The sequence below is a fragment of the Peribacillus sp. NPDC097675 genome (genome assembly GCF_050277655.1).
GTDB lineage: Bacteria > Bacillota > Bacilli > Bacillales > DSM-1321 > Peribacillus.
The window spans coordinates 266750-286606 of the sequence record NZ_JBNNSK010000001.1; the positions used below are offsets into that span (position 1 = coordinate 266750).

Genomic DNA, 19857 nt, shown 5'->3' on the forward strand with positions numbered 1-19857 from the left:
TGCTCTGAATATGCGTTTGGGGGAGGAGAATTCGACGGTTGGACGGCGTAATTCAACATTCAGCAGGATAATTCAACATTCAAAGCAATAATTCAACATTCACGCCATTTATTCAACATAAGCGAATCCAAGAGATACATCCTACCCTTCGTCTGTCCTATATGGCCTAAGTTAAGGGAAAGCAATAAATTCTTTGCGCTGGATGAAGATTGTAGTTGGAGGAAGCGGCGACATTCGCCGTTGGTAATCGTAGGTTTGATGAGGATTGCATAATCCTGAAGTGCAGGTATATGTGCATCATATGACGAAGACGGACATGTGCGGCATACCCATTTTCTTAATCGCCTTTCCATGGAAAAGTTACAACAATGAGGGCAATATACATCGGTTTGCAGGGACTCTCTAGGGATTTTATAGATATCTAAAAGGTTCGGTAGATGAGGGGTATGTTCTTTCATGAATAAAGCGGATACTTTTTTCAGCGCTTTAGGTGTAAGGATTTTTTTAATATATTTTCCCTTGAATTCGCCAATTTTTAAAAGCAGATAATCTTTACGTATAACTTTTTTGTTCATATTTGTATTGGAAGCCCGCACAATAGCTGACGAATTGGCACTCACGACTAACGTTTCCACTGGAAGCTTAGTGTATGACTTGGATTTCAACCAAGCTAACAGCTGTTGGCGCTGCCGGTCCACTTGCAAAATTGGATCGTCAAACGCTTCTGTTTTTCCGTCTGCTTTCGTTCGAATCAGTTGATTGAAAGTCTGATCAAAATAGATTTCACCAGCGATGTTTTTCACTTCAAGAATGAGGAGAAAGTATGGAGTGAGAATGAGGATGTCCATTTGGAAGGGGTAGGGGGTTCCAAGGAGACGGAGGTCATGAAAGATTAAATACTCTTTTTCAGGAAGTGCTCTTAGTGCGGAAATGACTCGTTGTTCGCCTTTGTAACCGGCCATGTTTTTGTTGAAGTCTGAGGTTAAGATAGGTTGTAAGTGATGACTGCTGGGCAAACGCCTTATAAGTGCTTCAAGCATGCAAGTTTTTATAGGAATCTCGCAATCTTTAATAATCATGGATATCACTCCTTATGGTTTATGATAATCATTCTATATCTTTTGCAAAATCCCTTTTGATTTTCCTGGAATTCGACGTTCATGTTCAATAATTCAACATTCAACCGATTATTTCAACATTCACAGCGATAATTCAACACTTACGCTATTTTCCCGACCTCTCCAATTAGAATAATTTGACAAATACAAAGTGGGTGAATGCATTTCTAACGGGGATATGCTATAATTTCAAGAGAATTTAGTAACGGATTAATAATTTGAGGTGTATATAAATGAAGATATCTACTAAGGGCCGGTATGGCTTGACGATCATGATTGAACTTGCTAAGCATTACGGAGAGGGACCGAAGAGTCTGAAGTCGATTGCTCAAACGCATAATTTGTCCGAGCATTATTTGGAGCAGCTGATTGCGCCCCTTCGTAATGCAGGATTGGTGAAGAGTGTTCGTGGGGCATATGGCGGGTATGTCTTAACGAAAGATCCTCATGAGATTACTTCCGGTGATGTTATTCGCGTATTGGAAGGACCGATTACCCCGGTTGAAGGAATCGAGGATGAGGAGCCGGTGAAGCGCCAGCTGTGGATCAGGATTCGCGATGCCGTTAAAGAAGTACTGGACAATACGACATTGGTCGACTTGGCCAACTATAAGGACAATGGTGAAACGAACGATTACATGTACTATATATAAGTTGAGCTAAGATTGATAATATGAAGCAAAAATACCTATTCTAAAGGGTTCTATCTTAATAATCATGTATCTGAGTTATTGGACTACTGGTTGATTTAAAGGTAAAATCCTATGGGAATAGGCATTTTTTTGCAAGTTTAATTTTAAACACTAGAGTCAACTATTCTATGGAGGCGACAAATAAGTGAACAGAATATATTTAGATCATGCTGCGACTTCACCGATGCATCCGAGTGTGATTGATAAGATGATGTCAGTCATGAGCCATGACTTTGGGAATCCGTCGAGCATTCATGCGTTTGGGCGGGAAGCGCGCCATGTTTTAGATGAAGCGCGTTCGAATATTGCCGCAAGCATTAAAGCCGGACGGAATGAAATCATTTTTACAAGTGGTGGAACGGAAGCGGATAATACGGCGATAATCGGGGCTGCGCATGCGAATAAGGAAAAAGGCAAGCACATCATTACGACAGAGATTGAGCATCATGCCATATTGCATACATGTCAATTCCTAGAGAAGTCAGGCTTTGAAGTCACTTATTTACCTGTGGATGAAGCGGGGCTTATTTCGGTTGTTGATTTAAAAGCAGCATTGCGGGATGATACGATTTTGGTTTCTGTCATGTTTGGTAATAATGAAGTGGGCACGATCCAGCCAATTGCTGAAATCGGACAGCTATTGAAGGAACATCAAGCCCTTTTCCATACGGATGCGGTGCAGGCATATGGCCTCATTCCCATCAATGTCCGTGAGCTGGGCGTGGATTTGTTGAGTGTTTCCGCTCATAAAATCAATGGGCCAAAAGGAACCGGCTTTTTATATATGCGTGATGGATTGAAATTCCCTCCTCATTTATACGGTGGCGAACAGGAACGGAAGCGGCGCGCTGGAACGGAAAGCGTCCCTGCGATTGCTGGCTTTTCGGAGGCGGTGTCCATTGCTCAACGTACGATGGAGAAGAAAACGGAGCAATACAACCATTTCAAAGACGTATTGCTTGCCGTTTTTGATGAGGCGGAGGTACAATATGAGATTAACGGATCGAGGGAGCATGTGCTGCCACATGTGCTGAATGTGAGTTTTCCTGGTACGAATGTTGAATCGATGCTCGTGAATTTGGACTTGGCTGGTGTTGCGGTATCAAGCGGGTCTGCTTGTACGGCCGGATCCATAGAACCGTCGCATGTTTTGGTCGCGATGTTCGGAAAAGGTTCGGAGCGGACGAAGAATGCAATTCGATTCAGCTTTGGTCTGAACAATACCGAGCAGGAAGTCAGGGAAGCTGCTGAGGCAACCGTTAAGATTGTAAAAAGATTGGTACAACTATAATTTTATTTAAATAGATGAGGTGACAGAATGAAGAAAGCACCACAAGACACCCGTGTAGTCGTAGGGATGTCAGGAGGCGTCGATTCTTCTGTGTCTGCCCTGCTTTTGAAAAACCAAGGCTATGACGTGGTCGGGATTTTCATGAAAAACTGGGACGATACGGATGAAAACGGAGTCTGTACAGCAACGGAAGATTACAATGATGTCATTGCCGTTTGTAATCAGATCGGGATTCCATATTATGCGGTCAATTTTGAAAAACAATATTGGGACAAGGTCTTCACCTATTTCTTGGAGGAGTACAAGGCGGGACGGACACCGAATCCGGACGTGATGTGCAATAAGGAAATCAAGTTCAAGGCATTCCTTGAGCATGCGGTGAGCCTGGGTGCCGATTATGTGGCGACAGGTCATTATGCACAGGTTAAGTATCAAGATGGCGAGTACAAAATGCTTCGCGGTGTGGATAATAACAAGGATCAAACGTATTTCCTGAACCAGTTAACGCAAACACAACTGGAAAAAGTCATGTTCCCGCTAGGGCATATCGATAAGAAGGAAGTTCGTGAAATTGCGAAGGAAGCGGGTCTTGCAACGGCAACGAAGAAAGATTCGACAGGTATTTGCTTTATCGGGGAACGCGATTTCAAAGGCTTCTTGAGTACGTATCTGCCGGCACAACCCGGTCAAATGACGACGATGGATGGCAAAGTCATGGGGAAACATGATGGGTTGATGTACTACACGATCGGCCAGCGCCATGGTCTTGGTATCGGCGGAAGCGGCGAGCCTTGGTTCGTAGCGGGTAAAGACCTGAAAAACAATGTTCTATATGTGTGCCAAGGCTTTGACAATGACGTCCTATACTCTGATTCACTGAAGGCTGTGAAGATGAGCTGGGTGGCAGAACATATGCCTGCAACGGAATTTACGTGTACGGCGAAATTCCGCTACCGTCAAGTGGATAGCGGCGTTTCGGTGAAAGTATTGGAAAACGGCGATGTTGAAGTTGTATTTGACGAGCCGGTTCGTGCGATTACACCAGGTCAGTCGGTCGTATTTTATGACGGTGAAGTCTGCCTAGGTGGCGGTACGATCGATGAAGTGTTTAAAAAAGGTGAAAAACTGACTTACGTAGGGTAAAATAAGCATGTCCCCAGCTGTATTTGCGGTTGGGGATTTTGTTTGCATTGTGAAAGACTGGCAATGCACGTACATACATAAAAAAATCAAATAGCATATGCTATACTTTTTAATAAAAAATGGAGCGTGATTGGTGATGGATAAGAATCAACAAGGTATTGAGTTTATGCAACAAGGAAAATATGAGGAAGCGGCGAAAGTTTTTAATGAAGCGATTGAGGAAAATCCTACTGAGCCGGTTGCCTACATAAACTTTGGGAATGTGCTGACTGCAGTTGGCGAGACGGATAAAGCTGTTAAGTTCTATAAAAAGGCGATTGAGCTGGATGAAAATGCAGCCGCTGCTTATTATTCGTTAGGAAACTTATATTACGAAGTCGATTCCAAATTGGTTGAAGCGAAGGACATGTTCGAGAAGGCAATCCGTTTGGGCCTTGATAACAGTGATGCATACTTCATGCTTGGACTGACATTGATGGCGTTGGATCAGCCAAAATTGGCGATGCCTTATTTGCAAAGAACGGTGGAATTGAGTCCTGAAGATGTGGATGCAAGATTCCAATTTGCACTTTGCCTGGCTAATGCGGAATTGTATGAAGAATTGATCAAGCAGTTGAATCTAGTGGTGGAACAAGATTCAAATCATGCGGATGCTTATTATAATTTAGGTGTGGCGTATGCTGGGTACAAGGAAGATTCCGAGGCTGCGATCGGTTATTTTGAAAAAGCTCTAAAAGCACAGCCAGATCATATGTTAGCGGCACACGGCAAGAAACTGATGGAAGAAATGTCTGCTGAATAAATAGACAAAAGAAACATGTGAAGGGTGGGGAGAAGCGTTGGCCCAGCAGGATTCGATGGATTTGTTTTCAGAAGAGAAAATGTTTATGAAAGGCCGCCATCTAGTGACGATCTTTCATAATGAAGATAATATGTATTCGGTCGTCCGAATCCGTTTGAATGAGACAAATTTGAATTATGATGAGAAGGAAGCGGTCGTTACTGGGTATTTTCCGAGGATGCATGAGGATGAGGTGTATATATTCTATGGGGCGCTTAAGGAGCATCCCAGGTTTGGCCTTCAGTTTCATGTTGAGCATTTTCGCAAGGATCTTCCTCAGTCCAAGGAGGGGGTCGTCAGCTATTTATCCGGTGAACTATTCAAGGGCATCGGGAAAAAGACAGCCGAGAGCATCGTTGATAAGCTCGGGGAGAACGCGATTTCTAAAATCCTGGCCCAGCCATCCATACTTGATGATATTCCGAAACTCACTGGGGAAAAAGCGAAGAGCCTCTACGATACATTAGTCGAACATCAGGGTCTTGAACAGGTGATGATTGCCCTGAATCAATATGGCTTTGGTCCCCAGCTTTCGATGAAAATCTACCAAATGTATAAGCAGGATACCGTCACGATGCTACAAGGTAACCCTTATAAGCTTGTGGAGGATATTGAAGGGATTGGTTTTGGACGGGCGGATGAGCTTGGCCATCAGCTGGGCATATCCGGCAGTCATCCCGACCGTATCAAGGCTGCATGCTTGTATACGCTCGAATCTCAATGCCTGCAGGACGGGAACATATATATGGAGGCCGAGCAGCTGTTAGAAGGGGTCAAAAGGCTTTTAGAAGAGAATAAGCGGGACCGGATTGAGTTCAGCAGCATTTCCACGGAAATAATCGAATTAACGGAGGAGGGTAAAATCGTTGTGGAGGATCAGCGAATTTATTTGCCGTCCCTCTATTATTCGGAAAAGGGAATCGTGGCGAATATCAAGCGCCTGCTTGCTCAAACGGAGTATGAAGATCAATTTCCCGAATCGGAATTTCTACTTGCGCTAGGTAAGCTGGAGGAGCGGCTCAATGTTTCCTATGCACCTGCGCAAAAGGAAGCGATTCAAACGGCCCTGGAGTCACCGATGCTGATCTTGACGGGTGGTCCGGGTACGGGGAAGACCACTGTCATTAAAGGGATTGTCGAGTTATATGCGGAACTTCATGGCGTATCCATGGACATCCACGATTATAAAAAAGAAGGGGCCGATCCTTTTCCCTTCGTGCTTGCGGCTCCTACAGGCCGTGCGGCAAAACGGATGGCGGAATCTACGGGGCTGCCGGCGGTAACGATCCATCGATTGCTTGGTTGGAACGGGAGCGAGGGCTTTGCCCATGATGAAGATAATCCGTTGGAAGGTCGAATCGTCATCATTGATGAGGTTTCCATGGTGGATACGTGGCTGGCCCAAAAACTGTTAAAAGCCTTGCCGGAAAATGTCCAGTTGATTTTGGTGGGTGATGAGGATCAGCTTCCATCGGTCGGGCCAGGTCAAGTGCTGAAGGATTTGCTCGGTTCCAATTGCGTGCCGACTGTCAGTCTTGAGCATATATACCGGCAGGCGGATGGTTCATCGATCATCGAACTGGCCCACGATATAAAAAAAGGACGGCTACCGGATGATGTGACGAAGCAACAGGCCGATCGATCGTTCATTCGCTGCCAGACTGGCCAGATTGCTCAAGTGATAGAGAAGGTCGTCGCCAATGCCAGGACGAAGGGCTTCACGGCAAGGGACATTCAGGTTCTGGCACCAATGTACCGGGGACCTGCAGGGATTGATGCATTGAATAAGATGCTGCAAGAAGTCTTTAATAGCAATAAGGATGAAAAGCGGCGCGAAATCAAGTTTGGTGACGTCGTTTACAGGACCGGTGATAAAGTTCTCCAGCTGGTGAATCAGCCGGAGGAGGGTGTCTTCAACGGAGATATGGGTGAAATCGTCTCGATCCTGTTCGCGAAGGAAAACACAGACCATGTGGATAAGGTGATTATCTCGTTTGAAGGCATTGAAGTAACGTACACGAAGCAGGATCTGAACCAAATTACGCATGCGTATTGCTGCTCTATCCATAAATCACAGGGAAGTGAATTTCCAATCGTGATTTTACCAGTCGTGAAGAGTTACTACCGGATGCTACGCCGGAATTTATTGTATACGGCCATAACCCGAAGCAAGAGTTTCCTGATCCTGTGCGGAGAAGAAGATGCATTCCGCCTTGGCATTGAGCGGAATGACGAAATGCGCAGGAAAACGACCTTGCTTGAAAAGCTCCGGGAAACCTTGGATGGAGACAAGGAAGCGGTCGAGATGGATGGAAAAGTAGAAGTGCCGATTCAAGGGGAGAGCTATTTCGATATACTCATGCACACTGATCCGATGATTGGTATGGACGGTATGACACCATATGATTTCATGGAGCCGAAGATGTAATCTTCGGCTTTTTTATGGTGTTTTAGTTTATAACTCATAGATTTAGTGGAATAAATATAGAATGTAATGATACTTAGTAAAAAATGAGGGGGATACAGAATGAAAAAAGGGTGGTTAATCGGACTAGTTGTCGTGGTCCTGCTTATCATTTTTGGCGCGACTTCCTATAACAGTCTCGTCAGCAGCAGTGAAGATGTGGACAATAAGTGGTCGCAGGTAGATAACCAATTAAAGCGAAGGGCAGATTTAATACCGAACCTTGTGGAAACGGTAAAAGGATATGCCTCACATGAAACGGAGGCCATTAAAGCGGTCAGTGATGCTCGCGCGAAATTAGCGGGTGCGAATACAACCGAGGATGCCATCGATGCCGATCAAGAAATGAGTGGGGCATTGAGCCGGCTCTTGGTGGTCGTGGAGAAGTATCCGAATCTAAAGGCCAACGAGAATTTCAAAAGTCTGATGGACAGCCTAGAAGGAACAGAGAATAGGTTGACGGTCGCGAGAAAGGATTATAACGATGAGGTCACCACGTACAACAAGACCATCAAACGCTTTCCGAAGAACCTGATGGCAGGCATGTTCGGTTTCGATGCAAGACCTTATTATGAAGTGAGTGAACAAGATAAAGAAACGCCAAAGGTTGATTTTGGGAGCGATAAGTAATGAAAAAGCTTGCTGTGTTTGCGCTCCTTTTACTTTTCACTTTCAACTTTGCAAACGTAGTCGCAGCAGAACCGAATATCCCAAAACCAGTTGGTGATATCTATGTCCAAGACTTTGCCGGTGTATTGAATGACCAGGAAAAAGCCGAACTGATTAATTTGGGAAAGAGATTGGAAGATGCAACTAAAGCCCAGGTAGCCGTATTGACCGTTGACTCCATGGAAGGCTCCGAAATCGAAGAATACTCTGTCGAGGCCTTAAGGGCATTCAAACTTGGTGATGCAGATTTGAATAATGGGGTCCTTCTTGTCCTTGCCGAGGAGGAAAAGAAAATCCGTATCGAAGTGGGGTACGGATTGGAAGGTGCCATTACGGATATTAAATCAGGACAGATTTTGGACAATGTCGCCATTCCCTATTTAAAGGAAAACCAATACAATCTTGCTCTGACTGAAACATATAAGGCGATCTATAACGAGGTTTTAAAGGAATATGATTTAGGCGAAGATTTTTATCAAGATTATGCCGTTCAACCCGAAGAAAACACACAGCTATCGGGCATTCAGATTTTCCTCATCATCATCGTAGCCATTATTGTGGTCTTTTTGGACGCTAAACTGTTCAAAGGATTTTTCCTTCAAACCTTACTCAATATCCTCTTGATGTTCATCAGTCGCGGAGGCGGAGGGGGCGGCCGTGGTGGTGGCGGTCCTCGAGGCGGAGGCGGAGGAAGCTCGGGAGGCGGAGGTTCCAGCAGGGGTTGGTAGAAGGCAAGGCCGGGAAACCGGTCTTTTTTTTGCGTATAAAAGTAATGGAAAACCTTTCAGTACATGTATTGGACGGGTGCTAGAAATACTAAAAATGTTCGGAGGGGCGGGATGACTTTGCGGACGTTTTCTATATTGAAGGGGTTGCCGGTTTTCACTGCCCAGGGAGAGAGGATTGGGACAGTCCATGATTTGTCCCTATCGGATGCCGGGCATGTGAACGGTTTGGTCATCCATCGGCAAGCATTGTTCAAGAAGGTTGTTCTTATGACGCTGGATGATATCTTGTCTTTTGGGCCTGATGGGGTCGTCTTACAACAGGATACAACACCAAAGAAAGTGATGGACGATTCCATTTGGTTCACAAAGGATGAGGTAGTGGGACGTATGCTTCTTTCAGAGATGGGCGACGAGCTAGGGCTACTGCAGGATGTATATTTCCTGGAAAAAATGGGCACGATTATAGCGTATGAAACAACGGATGGTTTTTTCTCGGAATCGACAGTGATTGAGTCAAAACAGCCACCTACTTTAGGGAAGGATGCCATCATTGTTTCAGTTTATGAACAGTGAGGTGTCCTATTTTGGAAATACAATGTCCGAATTGTCGCAGTAAAGATGTCGGGAAAATTGGCGTCAATCAATTCTATTGTTGGAATTGTTTTATTGAAATGACCATTTCTGATGGAATCATTAATACGCACCAGGTCGAAGAAGATGGAAGTTTAAGCTCTTTGGATGACTTGTTCGAGGAAAATGACCGCCGCTTCAAATGTAATTAACGGAAGAGGTGCTTGTAATGGCTAGAGGGTTCATGAACATGATGAATTCCAAAACGATCAACAAGAGAATGAAGAAATTACGCAAGAAAATAAAATCGATGCTCTAATTCCTTTAGGTGAAATGATTTCCAAAAAGCGATGCAATCCGTGTGATTGCATCGCTTTTTCTAGTGATATGTATGAAAAACTATTTCACTTCCAATAATAAACGGGCGAGGAGATGGTAAGCATGAGTTTTCGTGTGAAATGGTTTTATCGGCTCGGATTTATCCTGCTCTTATTTTTCATCATCTATATTTTTATGAAACTGAAGCCAATGTGGGGACCTGCTGTTTCTGTGCTTATAACAGTATTCCTGCCATTTTTCATAGGGGCATTCATTAGTTACTTGCTGCATCCCGTTGTGGAATTTCTGAATGAGAGAGGGATGCGCCGTTGGTTATCAATTGTGATTATTTATCTGCTATTTTTCGGTGGGATTGGATTTGCGGTATATATGGGAATTCCCATGATGACCAGTCAGGTACGGGAGCTTTCTGAGAGCGTACCGGAACTCGTCGAGCAATATCGGAGCAGGGTGGAAAAGCTCAATCACCAAACGGCAGACTGGCCGTTCGGTATCCATGAACGTTTCGAAGAAGGGGTTGTCCTTTTTGAAGATTGGTTAAGTTCCATACCAGAAAAAGTAATGGAGTTCGCCCTGAAGCTGTTTGATTTCATCCTTCTGATTGGATTAATCCCTTTCATTGCTTTTTATATTCTAAAAGACTTTGCTTCATTGAAAAAAATGGCGTGGTTCATGACGCCGAAAAAGTGGCGCAAGCAGGGGCGTGCCTTCGTCCAAGAGGTCGATGCTTCACTTGGTGGATACATTCGCGGACAAATCATCGTATGTGCGGCGATAGGGGTGATTTCTTCGTTGCTTTTTTGGATTGTCGGGATGGAATATCCCTTATTGCTTGGCGCCATCATCGGGGTAACCAATGTAATTCCCTATTTTGGCCCTATCATCGGGGCCATTCCGGCTGTCATCATTGCAGCAACCATTTCTGTGAAAATGGTGATTATCATCGTGGTCATCGTGATCATTCTGCAATTCCTTGAAGGAAATATCTTGTCGCCCCTCATTGTCGGAAAAAGCCTCCATATGCACCCCCTTTTTATCATGTTTGCTCTATTGGCAGGTGGTGAGGTGGGGGGCATTCTTGGAATGGTGCTTTCGATTCCGATACTGGCGGTTCTGAAAGTTTCCATACAGCAAGCAAGCGTCCACTTCAGAAAGAAGCCGCCGCTTATTGACAAATAAAAGTCTTGTGAATATAATCCAATACATAAGATAATTCGTTGAAGGACGAAGTATGCTGAAGACCATTTAGAAGAGAGGTGTCCCCTTAGGCTGAAAGGGACTGCCAGGTGAAGATCAGCAGAAAGCTAGTCCCGAGAGCAGCTAATACCTGCCGTCTTGCCGCGTTAAGGCATTTATGAAGGTGATGGACGAGTTGTTTTGTGTCCATAATCAGGGTGGTACCGCGAGTTGACTCTCGTCCCTGTTTTGGGATGGGAGTTTTTGCTGTGCTCAAAATTACATATTTTTTAGAGGAGGATATATAGATGAAGTTTTTAACTGGCGCTCAAATCCGCCAAATGTATTTAGATTTCTTTAGTGAAAAAGGTCATAACATCGAACCGAGTGCGTCATTGGTTCCTCATGAGGATCCATCATTACTTTGGATCAATTCTGGGGTAGCAACGTTGAAAAAATATTTTGACGGACGGGTGATTCCGGAAAATCCAAGAATTACGAACGCTCAAAAAGCGATTCGTACAAATGATATTGAGAACGTGGGGAAAACTGCACGCCATCATACATTTTTCGAAATGCTTGGAAACTTCTCCATCGGAGAATATTTCAAGGAAGAAGCGATTACTTGGGCTTGGGAATTTTTGACCGATGAAAAGTGGATCGGATTCGATAAAGAAAAGTTAGCAGTGACAATTCATCCGGAAGATGAAGAAGCATTCGAAATCTGGAATAAGAAAATCGGCATTCCTGCTGAACGAATCATTCGCTTGGAAGAAAATTTCTGGGATATCGGCGAAGGTCCGAGTGGCCCGAATACGGAGATTTTCTATGACCGTGGACCTGAATACGGGGATGACCCGAATGATCCGGAACTTTTCCCGGGTGGCGAAAATGAACGTCATCTAGAAGTTTGGAACCTTGTCTTCTCTCAGTTCAATCATAATCCGGACGGTTCTTACACACCGCTGCCAAAGAAGAATATCGATACAGGCATGGGGCTAGAACGTATGGCATCCGTCGTGCAAAATGTGGCAACGAATTATGATACGGACCTTTTCATTCCAATCATCCGTGCGGTTGAAGAAATCTCCGATGTGAAATATGGTGTCGATGCCGAGAAAGATGTGGCCTTTAAAGTTATCGCCGATCATATTCGTACAGTAGCATTCGCTGTTGGCGATGGTGCGCTTCCATCCAATGAAGGCCGCGGCTATGTATTACGCCGTTTGCTGCGTAGAGCGGTTCGTTATGCAAAGCAAATCAACATCAACCGTCCATTCATGTTTGAGCTAGTGACAGTGGTGGGCGAAATCATGAAAGATTTCTACCCAGAAGTTCTTGATAAAAAGGACTTCATTGCGAAAGTGGTCAAGAATGAAGAAGAGCGTTTCCACGAGACACTTCATGATGGACTTGCAATCCTTTCTGACGTCATCAAGAAGGAAAAAGAAAAAGGCAACACGATCATTCCTGGTAGCGATGCATTCCGTCTGTATGATACATATGGCTTCCCAATTGAATTGACGGAAGAATATGCGGAAGAAGAAGGCATGACAGTTGACCAAGAAGGCTTTGCTAAAGAAATGGAAGCACAGCGTGAACGTGCACGTTCAGCGCGTCAAGATGTAGATTCCATGCAAATCCAAGGTGGAATATTAGGTGAAATCAAAATCGAAAGTGAATTCGTCGGATATGATCAAGCTTCAGTGGAAGCGAAAATCGTGGCCATCGTGAAAAATGGAGAGCTTGCAACAGAAGCGCATGAAGGCGAAGATGTTCAGGTGATCCTGGATCAAACTCCATTCTATGCGGAAAGCGGCGGCCAAATTGCCGATAAAGGAACGCTTGTGAGTGAATTGGTGAAAGTGGATGTCCTTGATGTTCAAAAAGCACCGAATGGACAAAATCTGCACCGTGTTACTGTAACGGCTGGTACGTTAACGACTGATTCAACAGTCATGGCAGCGGTCAATCAGGAAAACCGTATTCAAATCACGAAAAATCATACAGCTACACACCTTCTGCATCAAGCTTTAAAGGATGTCTTAGGAACGCATGTTAATCAAGCTGGATCACTTGTACAAGCTGAGCGCCTTCGCTTTGACTTCTCACACTTCGGTCAGATAACGGCAGAAGAAATCGAGCAAATCGAAGCGATTGTAAATGAAAAGATTTGGCAAAGCTTACAAGTGAATACGGACTATAAAAATATCGAAGAAGCAAAAGCAATGGGTGCGATGGCACTATTCGGAGAGAAATATGGCAAGATTGTCCGCGTCGTTCAAATCGGCGATTACAGCCTAGAGCTTTGCGGTGGTGTCCATGTTCCGAATACAGCGGTCATTGGCTTATTCAAAATAGTTTCTGAAAGTGGCATCGGGGCGGGTACACGCCGAATCGAAGCAGTAACTGGTGCTGGAGCCTATAACTTGATGGCTGACCAAATCCATGTCTTGAAGGACGCAGCTGCTAAACTGAAAACGAATCTGAAAGATGTTCCGGCACGAATCGAAACCATCTTGGCGGACGCGAAAGAACTTCAACGTGAAAACGACAGCCTGGCTGCTAAATTGAGCAATATTGAAGCCGGAAGCCTTGTTTCAAACGTGAAAGAAATCAATGGCGTTAAAGTCTTGGTGGCCAAAGTCCAAGCCACTGACATGAATAACTTACGTGCAATGGCAGACGACCTAAAACAAAAACTTGATTCAGTGATTATCGTGCTAGGATCGGCTCAAGGTGATAAAGTCAACTTAATAGCCGGAGTGACGAAGGATTATATCGAACGTGGTTTCCATGCCGGTAAATTGATCAAAGAAGTCGCAACACGTTGCGGTGGCGGTGGCGGTGGACGACCGGATATGGCCCAAGCAGGTGGTAAAGACCCAGAAAAATTAGATGCGGCCCTTAATTTTGTTGAAGAATGGGTCTTATCGATTTCATAAACGGTGAAAAGTGTTGTACAATGAGGTAATGATGGAATTCTAAGACGCTGAGGAGAGGTGTATGATCATGAGTTCCTTTGATAAAACGATGAAATTCAATTTTCCTGAAGAACCTTTCGAAAGAGATGTTCAGCAAGTATTGTCAAAAGTGTATGTCGCTTTGCAGGAAAAAGGGTATAATCCGATTAACCAGATTGTCGGTTATTTATTATCGGGTGACCCGGCCTATATCCCGCGCCATATGGATGCTCGCAACATCATCCGCAAGCTTGAACGCGATGAAATCATTGAAGAATTGGTCAAGTCGTATCTTAAGAACCATCGAGAGGAATATTAATGCGCACAATGGGTCTTGATTTAGGTTCAAAAACCATCGGTGTCGCGGTGAGTGACGCGATGGGTTGGACTGCACAGGGATTGGAAACAATCAAAATTAACGAAGCTGGAAATGACTTCGGCTTTAAACGCCTTAAGGAAATCATACAAGAACACGAAGTTTCTAAAATCGTCCTTGGTCTCCCGAAAAATATGAACGGAACCATTGGTCCGCGCGGCGAAATCAGTCAAGAATTCGCGACGCGTTTAGAAAGAAAATTTAAGCTGCCGGTGTTTCTCTGGGATGAACGGTTGACAACGATGGCAGCGGAACGTGTCCTTCTCGAGGCGGACGTGAGCCGAAGCAAACGCAAGAAAGTCATTGATAAAATGGCAGCTGTCATGATTCTACAAGGTTTCTTGGACAGACAAACAAATTCAATATGAGGTGAAGATAAATGGAACACGGCGAAAACAATATTACAGTAGTAGACGAGAACGGAAACGAACAGCTTTGTGAGATCTTATTCACATTCGATTCAGAGAAATTCAATAAATCTTACGTACTTTACTACCCAATGTCAGCTGAAGATGACGAGGAAGAAATCGAAATCCACGCTTCATCATTCACACCAAGCGAAGATAGTAAAGATGGCGAACTTGCTCCGATCGAAACGGAAGAAGAGTGGGATTTAGTAGAGGAAATGTTGAATACATTCCTTGATAATGAAGAAGCAGAAGAAGAAGGAAGATAATTTACACTGAAACTGACCTCGTAACTAAGGTCAGTTTTTTTATTGTGCACGCATGCCCTATCTTTTCTCTACAAACAAGAGAATAAAAGTGGCGAATGGACCTAAGACTAATGATAATAAAAACCAATGCAAACCCGTTCTGTTTTTACCCTGGGCAATCCCGGCATTGATCAGTGCCAACGTTCCCCATCCCACGACATAGGAATTATCCATTTTTTCACACCCTTCCATACTGGATGAATTTTATCATGATTAAACCAATTTTTGTATGGATTTTGATAGCTTTAAACAGGTGATTATGAAAATTCATTGTATGTTACATAAGTGAACCTATCACTCTTTTCCTATGAAATGCCTATCTTCTATTGACAAAACTAGCGATCATTTGCCATAAATAGAGTAGGAATGAAGGTAGTTATACAAAAAACATGTATTTATTTGTTGATTTTAGTATAATATTCGAAGCAAAGTTATAATTAGAGAAAGCATCTTCTAGAAAACATTCTGTAGTTGGTGTGCAGTTTGCAGGGGGAATTGAAATGGATGAAAAGAATCAAAAGCAATCTAAAAAACAACATATTCGAATGAAGATGCTAGAACAACAAGGGGAAGCCAGGCTTGTTCGTAAAATTATCATGATTACGATTGCTGCACTTATTTTAATAGTGGGGATAGTCGTGCTTGTGGGATTCTTATATATCAACTCGGCGATGAAGCCCGTTGATCCAGAGGACGATACGATTAAGACTGTGAAAATTCCGATAGGTTCTACCATTAGTGATATTTCATTATTGCTTGAAGAGCAGGACATCATCAAAGATGCACGTGTTTTTAAATATTATATTAAATTCCGAAATGAATCGGGGTTTCAGGCAGGGGAGTATAAGCTTTCTCCATCCATGCCGATTAAGGATATCGTGACCAGCATCAAAACCGGAAAACTCATGAAAGAGGCGGTTCTTAGGATAACGATTCCGGAAGGCAAACAGCTTGTTCAAATAGCCGACATTATTGCTGTGAAGACGGATCAGGACCCAAAAGAGATATTTAAGAAATTAAATAGCGAGAAATTTGTCAAATCCATGCAAACGAGATTTCCTGAGCTACTGACGTCAGAGATTGACAATGAAAATGTCAGGTATCCGCTTGAAGGGTATCTGTATCCGGCAACCTATGATTTCTATGAAGAGAAACCATCTGTTGAAGCCGTGGTGGTTGAAATGCTTCAGAAAACGGAGGATACGCTCCAGGAATTCGCACCGGAGATGGAGAAAAAAGAGTATTCGGCCCACCAGCTGTTGACATTCGCCTCGCTTGTTGAAGAAGAGGCCACAGCTCAGGTAGACCGCAAGACCATTGCTTCGATCTTTTATAACCGACTCAAGGAAGAAATGCCGTTGCAAACGGATCCCACTGTTTTATATGCAAAGGGCTCGCATAAAAACCGTGTGCTTTACAAAGATCTTGAGGTCAAGTCGCCCTATAACACGTACCAAAACAAAGGGTTGACGCCAGGGCCGATTGCCAACGCCGGTAAGTCTTCGATTGAGGCCGTCTTGAAGCCTAAGAAGACGGATTACTTGTATTTCTTGGCTACACCTGAAGGAGAAGTTCTATACTCCAAAACGCTTGACGAACATAATACTAAAAAGGCACAGCATATAACCAACAAATAAATGGTGACGGCAATAGCAACTAAGGGGAGAGGGATATTACTTTCCCCTTGTTTTTATGATAGAATAGTAAAAGTGAAAATTTCAGATCCGATTTTTATTGATGACTGTAACTCGGCTTTTGCCGGGTTTTATTTTGAAAAGATAAGTAAACGTAGATAGTCGGTGATGCTGGTTCTAGTTCGTTTTGAATATGATGCGACATTTCAAGAAGAGCCGGCCAAGACGCTTTCGTTTTTCTTATAATTGGAGGAAATGTCTTGAACGGAAAAATAGACCAATATCTTCACGACTTACTTCCGGAACGTACCGGAATGATTAAGGAGCTAGAGGATTTTGCAAAGGAACATAATGTACCGATTATGGAGCCTGAAGGAATAGAGGTATTGCTACAAATTTTGAGGCTTCACCAACCAAAGGCTATATTAGAAGTAGGCGCAGCGATTGGATATTCGGCAATCAGAATGGCTGAAACCTTACCGGACGTGCGGATTGTTACGCTGGAACGAAATGAAGCGCGTATAGAACAGGCGAAAGCCAATATTGCCAAGTCGGGTCTATCGGAGCGAATTACCCTCATAGAAGGCGATGCGCTAGAAGCTGGTCCCCTTGTAGAGAATCATGGCCCGTTCGACATCATCTTTGTGGATGCAGCCAAGGGACAGTACAAACGTTTCTTTGAGTTGTTTGAACCTTTCCTGAATCAAGCTGGTATAATCATTACTGATAATGTATTATTTAAAGGCTTGGTTGCTGAAAACATTGAAGAGATGGAAATGACGAGACGTAAGCGAGCGCTCATTAAAAAAATTAAAGATTTTAATATCTGGCTACACAACCATCCTCATTACGATACCGTGATTTTACCGATTGGTGACGGTGTGGCTATTAGTAAACATAGAGGTGACAAACATGAAAAAGCCTGAATTATTGGTGACTCCGATAAATATCGCACATCTTACAGAACTTATCGAAGCGGGTGCAGACGCATTCGTGATTGGTGAACAGCGTTATGGACTCCGTTTAGCAGGGGAGTTCACTCGGGTGGATGTTAAGAAAGCGATAGAAATTGCGCACACTGCAGGTAAAAGAGTATACGTATCCATGAATGCAATCTTTCATAATGATAAAGTGGACGAGCTTGAAGACTATGTAGCTTTCCTAAGTGAAGCGGGAGCAGACCGCATCATCTTCGGTGACCCCGCGGTCCTTATGGCTGTACGGGCAGTTGCCCCTGATATGCCGTTACACTGGAACACAGAGATGACGGTAACGAACTGGTATACCTGTAATTACTGGGGGAAACGTGGAGCGGTACGAGCCGTAGCTGCCCGCGAAATCAGTTTGGACGAGGTCATTGAGATGAAGGAACATGCCGAAGTCGAAATGGAAGTTCAAGTCCATGGTATGACATGCATGTTCCAGTCCAAGCGTACGCTGCTTGGAAACTACTTTGAATACCAAGGCAAGGCAATGGAAGTGGGGAACCGAATCGAGCAAAAGAATATGTTCCTGCACGATACGGAGCGCGAAAACAAATACCCGATATATGAAGATGAAAACGGTACACATATCATGAGTCCAAATGATATGTGCATGATCGATGAGCTTCAGGATTTAATGGAAGCGGAAATGGATTCACTGAAAATAGATGGAGTCCTTAAAACGCCTGAATATATTGTGGCCGTCACAAAATTATACCGTGAGGCGATTGATCTCTGTGCAGAAGATCCAGATCGCTACGATGATATCAAAATGGAATTCCTTGAGAAAATCCAAGCAATCCAACCGGATAGTCGCGAGCTAGATACAGGGTTCTTCTTTAAAGAATCGGTTTATTAAGTAAGGGAAAGAGGAGGAATAGCCTTGAATGCTATTGCTGATAAAATTTCCAAGATTGTTGATGGAAAGAGAGTCATTGTAAAAAAACCGGAGCTGCTGGCTCCTGCTGGTAACCTTGAAAAATTAAAAATTGCTGTCCATTATGGCGCAGATGCCGTATTCATTGGTGGCCAGGAATATGGTTTACGTTCGAACGCCGGGAATTTCACGTTTGAAGAAATGAAAGAAGGCGTCGAATTCGCTAAAAAATACGGTGCGAAAATATATGTGACTACAAATATTTTTGCCCATAACGAAAATATCGATGGCCTTGAAGAATATATGGAAGGTCTTCGTGAAACGGGCATTCATGGGATTATCGTGGCCGATCCGTTGATCATCGAAACGTGTAAGCGGGTTGCTCCAAACATTGAAATCCATTTGAGCACGCAACAGTCGCTATCCAACTGGAAAGCTGTCCAGTATTGGAAAGACGAAGGTTTAGAGCGTGTCGTGCTAGCTCGTGAGACAAGCGCTGATGAAATTCGTGAAATGAAGGAAAAAGTCGACATCGAAATTGAAACCTTCATTCATGGAGCCATGTGCATTGCTTATTCTGGTCGCTGCACACTTTCGAACCATATGACAGCACGTGACTCGAACCGAGGAGGCTGCTGCCAGTCTTGCCGTTGGGACTATGACTTGTATGAATTGAATGAAAATGGGGAAAAAGCCCTATATGATAAAGAAGATGCGCCTTTCGCGATGAGTCCAAAAGATTTGAAACTGATCGAATCCTTGCCAAGCATGATTGAAATTGGGATTGATAGTTTAAAAGTCGAAGGCCGGATGAAGTCCATTCACTATATCGCAACGGTAATCAGTGTTTATCGTAAGGTAATAGATGCGTATTGTGCAGATCCGGATTCTTTTGAAATCCTGCCTGAATGGTTGGAAGAACTTGATAAATGTGCAAACCGTGAGACGGCTTCTTCATTCATGGAGGGAGAAATTCCTGGGTATAAACAACAAATGTTCGGGAATCATACCGTAAAGACTCGCTTCGACTTCGCTGGACTGGTGCTTGATTATAATGAGGAAACTCAAATTGCGACCTTACAGCAGCGTAACTTCTTCAAGCCTGGTGATGAAGTGGAATTCTTCGGGCCGGAATTGGAGAACTTTACTCAAAAAATCGGCACCATCTGGGATGAATTGGGTAAAGAGTTGGACGCAGCACGGCATCCGCTTCAAATTGTGCGCATTCAAGTAGATAAGCCGGTATATGTGAACAATATGATGCGTAAGGAGAATTAA

The 19857-nt window shown here is 43.8% G+C and carries 20 protein-coding genes; 18 read left to right on the plus strand and 2 right to left on the minus strand.

Features of this window, described 5'->3' with window-relative positions:
- Positions 1-92: 92 nt before the first annotated feature.
- Positions 93-1079: a nuclease-related domain-containing protein gene (locus ACQKL5_RS01250; RefSeq protein WP_427606165.1), complete on the minus strand. Its 987-nt coding sequence runs from the start codon at positions 1077-1079 to the stop codon at positions 93-95.
- Positions 1080-1351: 272 nt separating this feature from the next.
- On the opposite strand from ACQKL5_RS01250, the gene cymR reads away from it, so the two are divergent.
- The 14 genes from cymR to ACQKL5_RS01320 all read left to right on the plus strand — a co-directional run bounded on the left by cymR (position 1352) and on the right by ACQKL5_RS01320 (position 15046).
- Positions 1352-1771 carry a cysteine metabolism transcriptional regulator CymR gene (gene cymR / locus ACQKL5_RS01255; protein ID WP_427606166.1) on the plus strand — a complete coding sequence of 140 codons (420 nt, stop codon included), beginning with the start codon at positions 1352-1354 and terminating at the stop codon, positions 1769-1771.
- A 184-nt stretch (positions 1772-1955) separates the two neighbouring features.
- Positions 1956-3101, plus strand: a complete 1146-nt coding sequence (locus ACQKL5_RS01260; RefSeq protein WP_427606168.1) for a cysteine desulfurase family protein — start codon at positions 1956-1958, stop codon at positions 3099-3101.
- A 27-nt stretch (positions 3102-3128) separates the two neighbouring features.
- Positions 3129-4244 carry a tRNA 2-thiouridine(34) synthase MnmA gene (gene mnmA / locus ACQKL5_RS01265; protein WP_427606170.1) on the plus strand — a complete coding sequence of 372 codons (1116 nt, stop codon included), beginning with the start codon at positions 3129-3131 and terminating at the stop codon, positions 4242-4244.
- 136 nt (positions 4245-4380) lie between these two features.
- Complete coding sequence (locus ACQKL5_RS01270; RefSeq protein WP_427606171.1) at positions 4381-5046, plus strand: tetratricopeptide repeat protein; 666 nt, start codon at positions 4381-4383, stop codon at positions 5044-5046.
- A gap of 37 nt (positions 5047-5083) precedes the next feature.
- Positions 5084-7513, plus strand: coding sequence for an SF1B family DNA helicase RecD2 (recD2, locus tag ACQKL5_RS01275; RefSeq protein WP_427606173.1), 2430 nt, complete (start codon positions 5084-5086; stop codon positions 7511-7513).
- Positions 7514-7612: 99 nt separating this feature from the next.
- A complete protein-coding gene (locus ACQKL5_RS01280) occupies positions 7613-8179 on the plus strand; it encodes a LemA family protein (RefSeq protein ID WP_427606174.1) in 567 nt (188 codons plus the stop codon).
- Positions 8179-8946 (plus strand): TPM domain-containing protein, encoded by a 768-nt coding sequence (locus tag ACQKL5_RS01285; RefSeq protein ID WP_427606175.1) that lies wholly within the window; start codon positions 8179-8181, stop codon positions 8944-8946. Before ACQKL5_RS01280 ends, ACQKL5_RS01285 begins: the two co-directional genes overlap by 1 nt.
- Positions 8947-9057: 111 nt before the next feature.
- Entirely contained in the window at positions 9058-9519 is a 462-nt protein-coding gene (locus ACQKL5_RS01290) for a PRC-barrel domain-containing protein (protein ID WP_427606177.1), read from the plus strand.
- A 17-nt stretch (positions 9520-9536) separates the two neighbouring features.
- Complete coding sequence (locus ACQKL5_RS01295; RefSeq protein ID WP_427606593.1) at positions 9537-9728, plus strand: hypothetical protein; 192 nt, start codon at positions 9537-9539, stop codon at positions 9726-9728.
- A gap of 229 nt (positions 9729-9957) precedes the next feature.
- The gene (locus ACQKL5_RS01300; protein WP_427606179.1) at positions 9958-11034 is read left to right on the plus strand and encodes an AI-2E family transporter; all 1077 of its coding nucleotides are present in this window, start codon (positions 9958-9960) and stop codon (positions 11032-11034) included.
- 305 nt (positions 11035-11339) lie between these two features.
- Positions 11340-13976, plus strand: a complete 2637-nt coding sequence (gene alaS / locus ACQKL5_RS01305; protein WP_427606181.1) for an alanine--tRNA ligase — start codon at positions 11340-11342, stop codon at positions 13974-13976.
- Positions 13977-14043: 67 nt separating this feature from the next.
- Positions 14044-14313, plus strand: a complete 270-nt coding sequence (locus tag ACQKL5_RS01310; protein WP_402970790.1) for an IreB family regulatory phosphoprotein — start codon at positions 14044-14046, stop codon at positions 14311-14313.
- Positions 14313-14738, plus strand: coding sequence for a Holliday junction resolvase RuvX (ruvX, locus tag ACQKL5_RS01315; protein ID WP_402970731.1), 426 nt, complete (start codon positions 14313-14315; stop codon positions 14736-14738). The genes ACQKL5_RS01310 and ruvX overlap by 1 nt, the downstream gene beginning before the upstream one ends.
- A gap of 11 nt (positions 14739-14749) precedes the next feature.
- The gene (locus tag ACQKL5_RS01320) at positions 14750-15046 is read left to right on the plus strand and encodes a DUF1292 domain-containing protein (protein WP_402869697.1); all 297 of its coding nucleotides are present in this window, start codon (positions 14750-14752) and stop codon (positions 15044-15046) included.
- Between the two features lie 57 nt (positions 15047-15103).
- Here the strand turns inward: ACQKL5_RS01320 and ACQKL5_RS01325 are convergent, their stop codons facing one another.
- Positions 15104-15259, minus strand: a complete 156-nt coding sequence (locus tag ACQKL5_RS01325; RefSeq protein WP_427606182.1) for a hypothetical protein — start codon at positions 15257-15259, stop codon at positions 15104-15106.
- A 326-nt stretch (positions 15260-15585) separates the two neighbouring features.
- Here ACQKL5_RS01325 and mltG point away from each other — a divergent pair, with 326 nt between their 5' ends.
- The 4 genes from mltG (at position 15586) to ACQKL5_RS01345 (ending at position 19857) form a co-directional block, all read left to right on the plus strand.
- Positions 15586-16722: an endolytic transglycosylase MltG gene (mltG, locus tag ACQKL5_RS01330; protein WP_427606183.1), complete on the plus strand. Its 1137-nt coding sequence runs from the start codon at positions 15586-15588 to the stop codon at positions 16720-16722.
- Positions 16723-17033: 311 nt separating this feature from the next.
- Entirely contained in the window at positions 17034-17645 is a 612-nt protein-coding gene (locus ACQKL5_RS01335; protein WP_427606594.1) for an O-methyltransferase, read from the plus strand.
- Positions 17632-18561 carry a peptidase U32 family protein gene (locus ACQKL5_RS01340; protein ID WP_427606184.1) on the plus strand — a complete coding sequence of 310 codons (930 nt, stop codon included), beginning with the start codon at positions 17632-17634 and terminating at the stop codon, positions 18559-18561. The genes ACQKL5_RS01335 and ACQKL5_RS01340 overlap by 14 nt, the downstream gene beginning before the upstream one ends.
- A gap of 24 nt (positions 18562-18585) precedes the next feature.
- Positions 18586-19857, plus strand: coding sequence for a peptidase U32 family protein (locus tag ACQKL5_RS01345; protein WP_427606185.1), 1272 nt, complete (start codon positions 18586-18588; stop codon positions 19855-19857).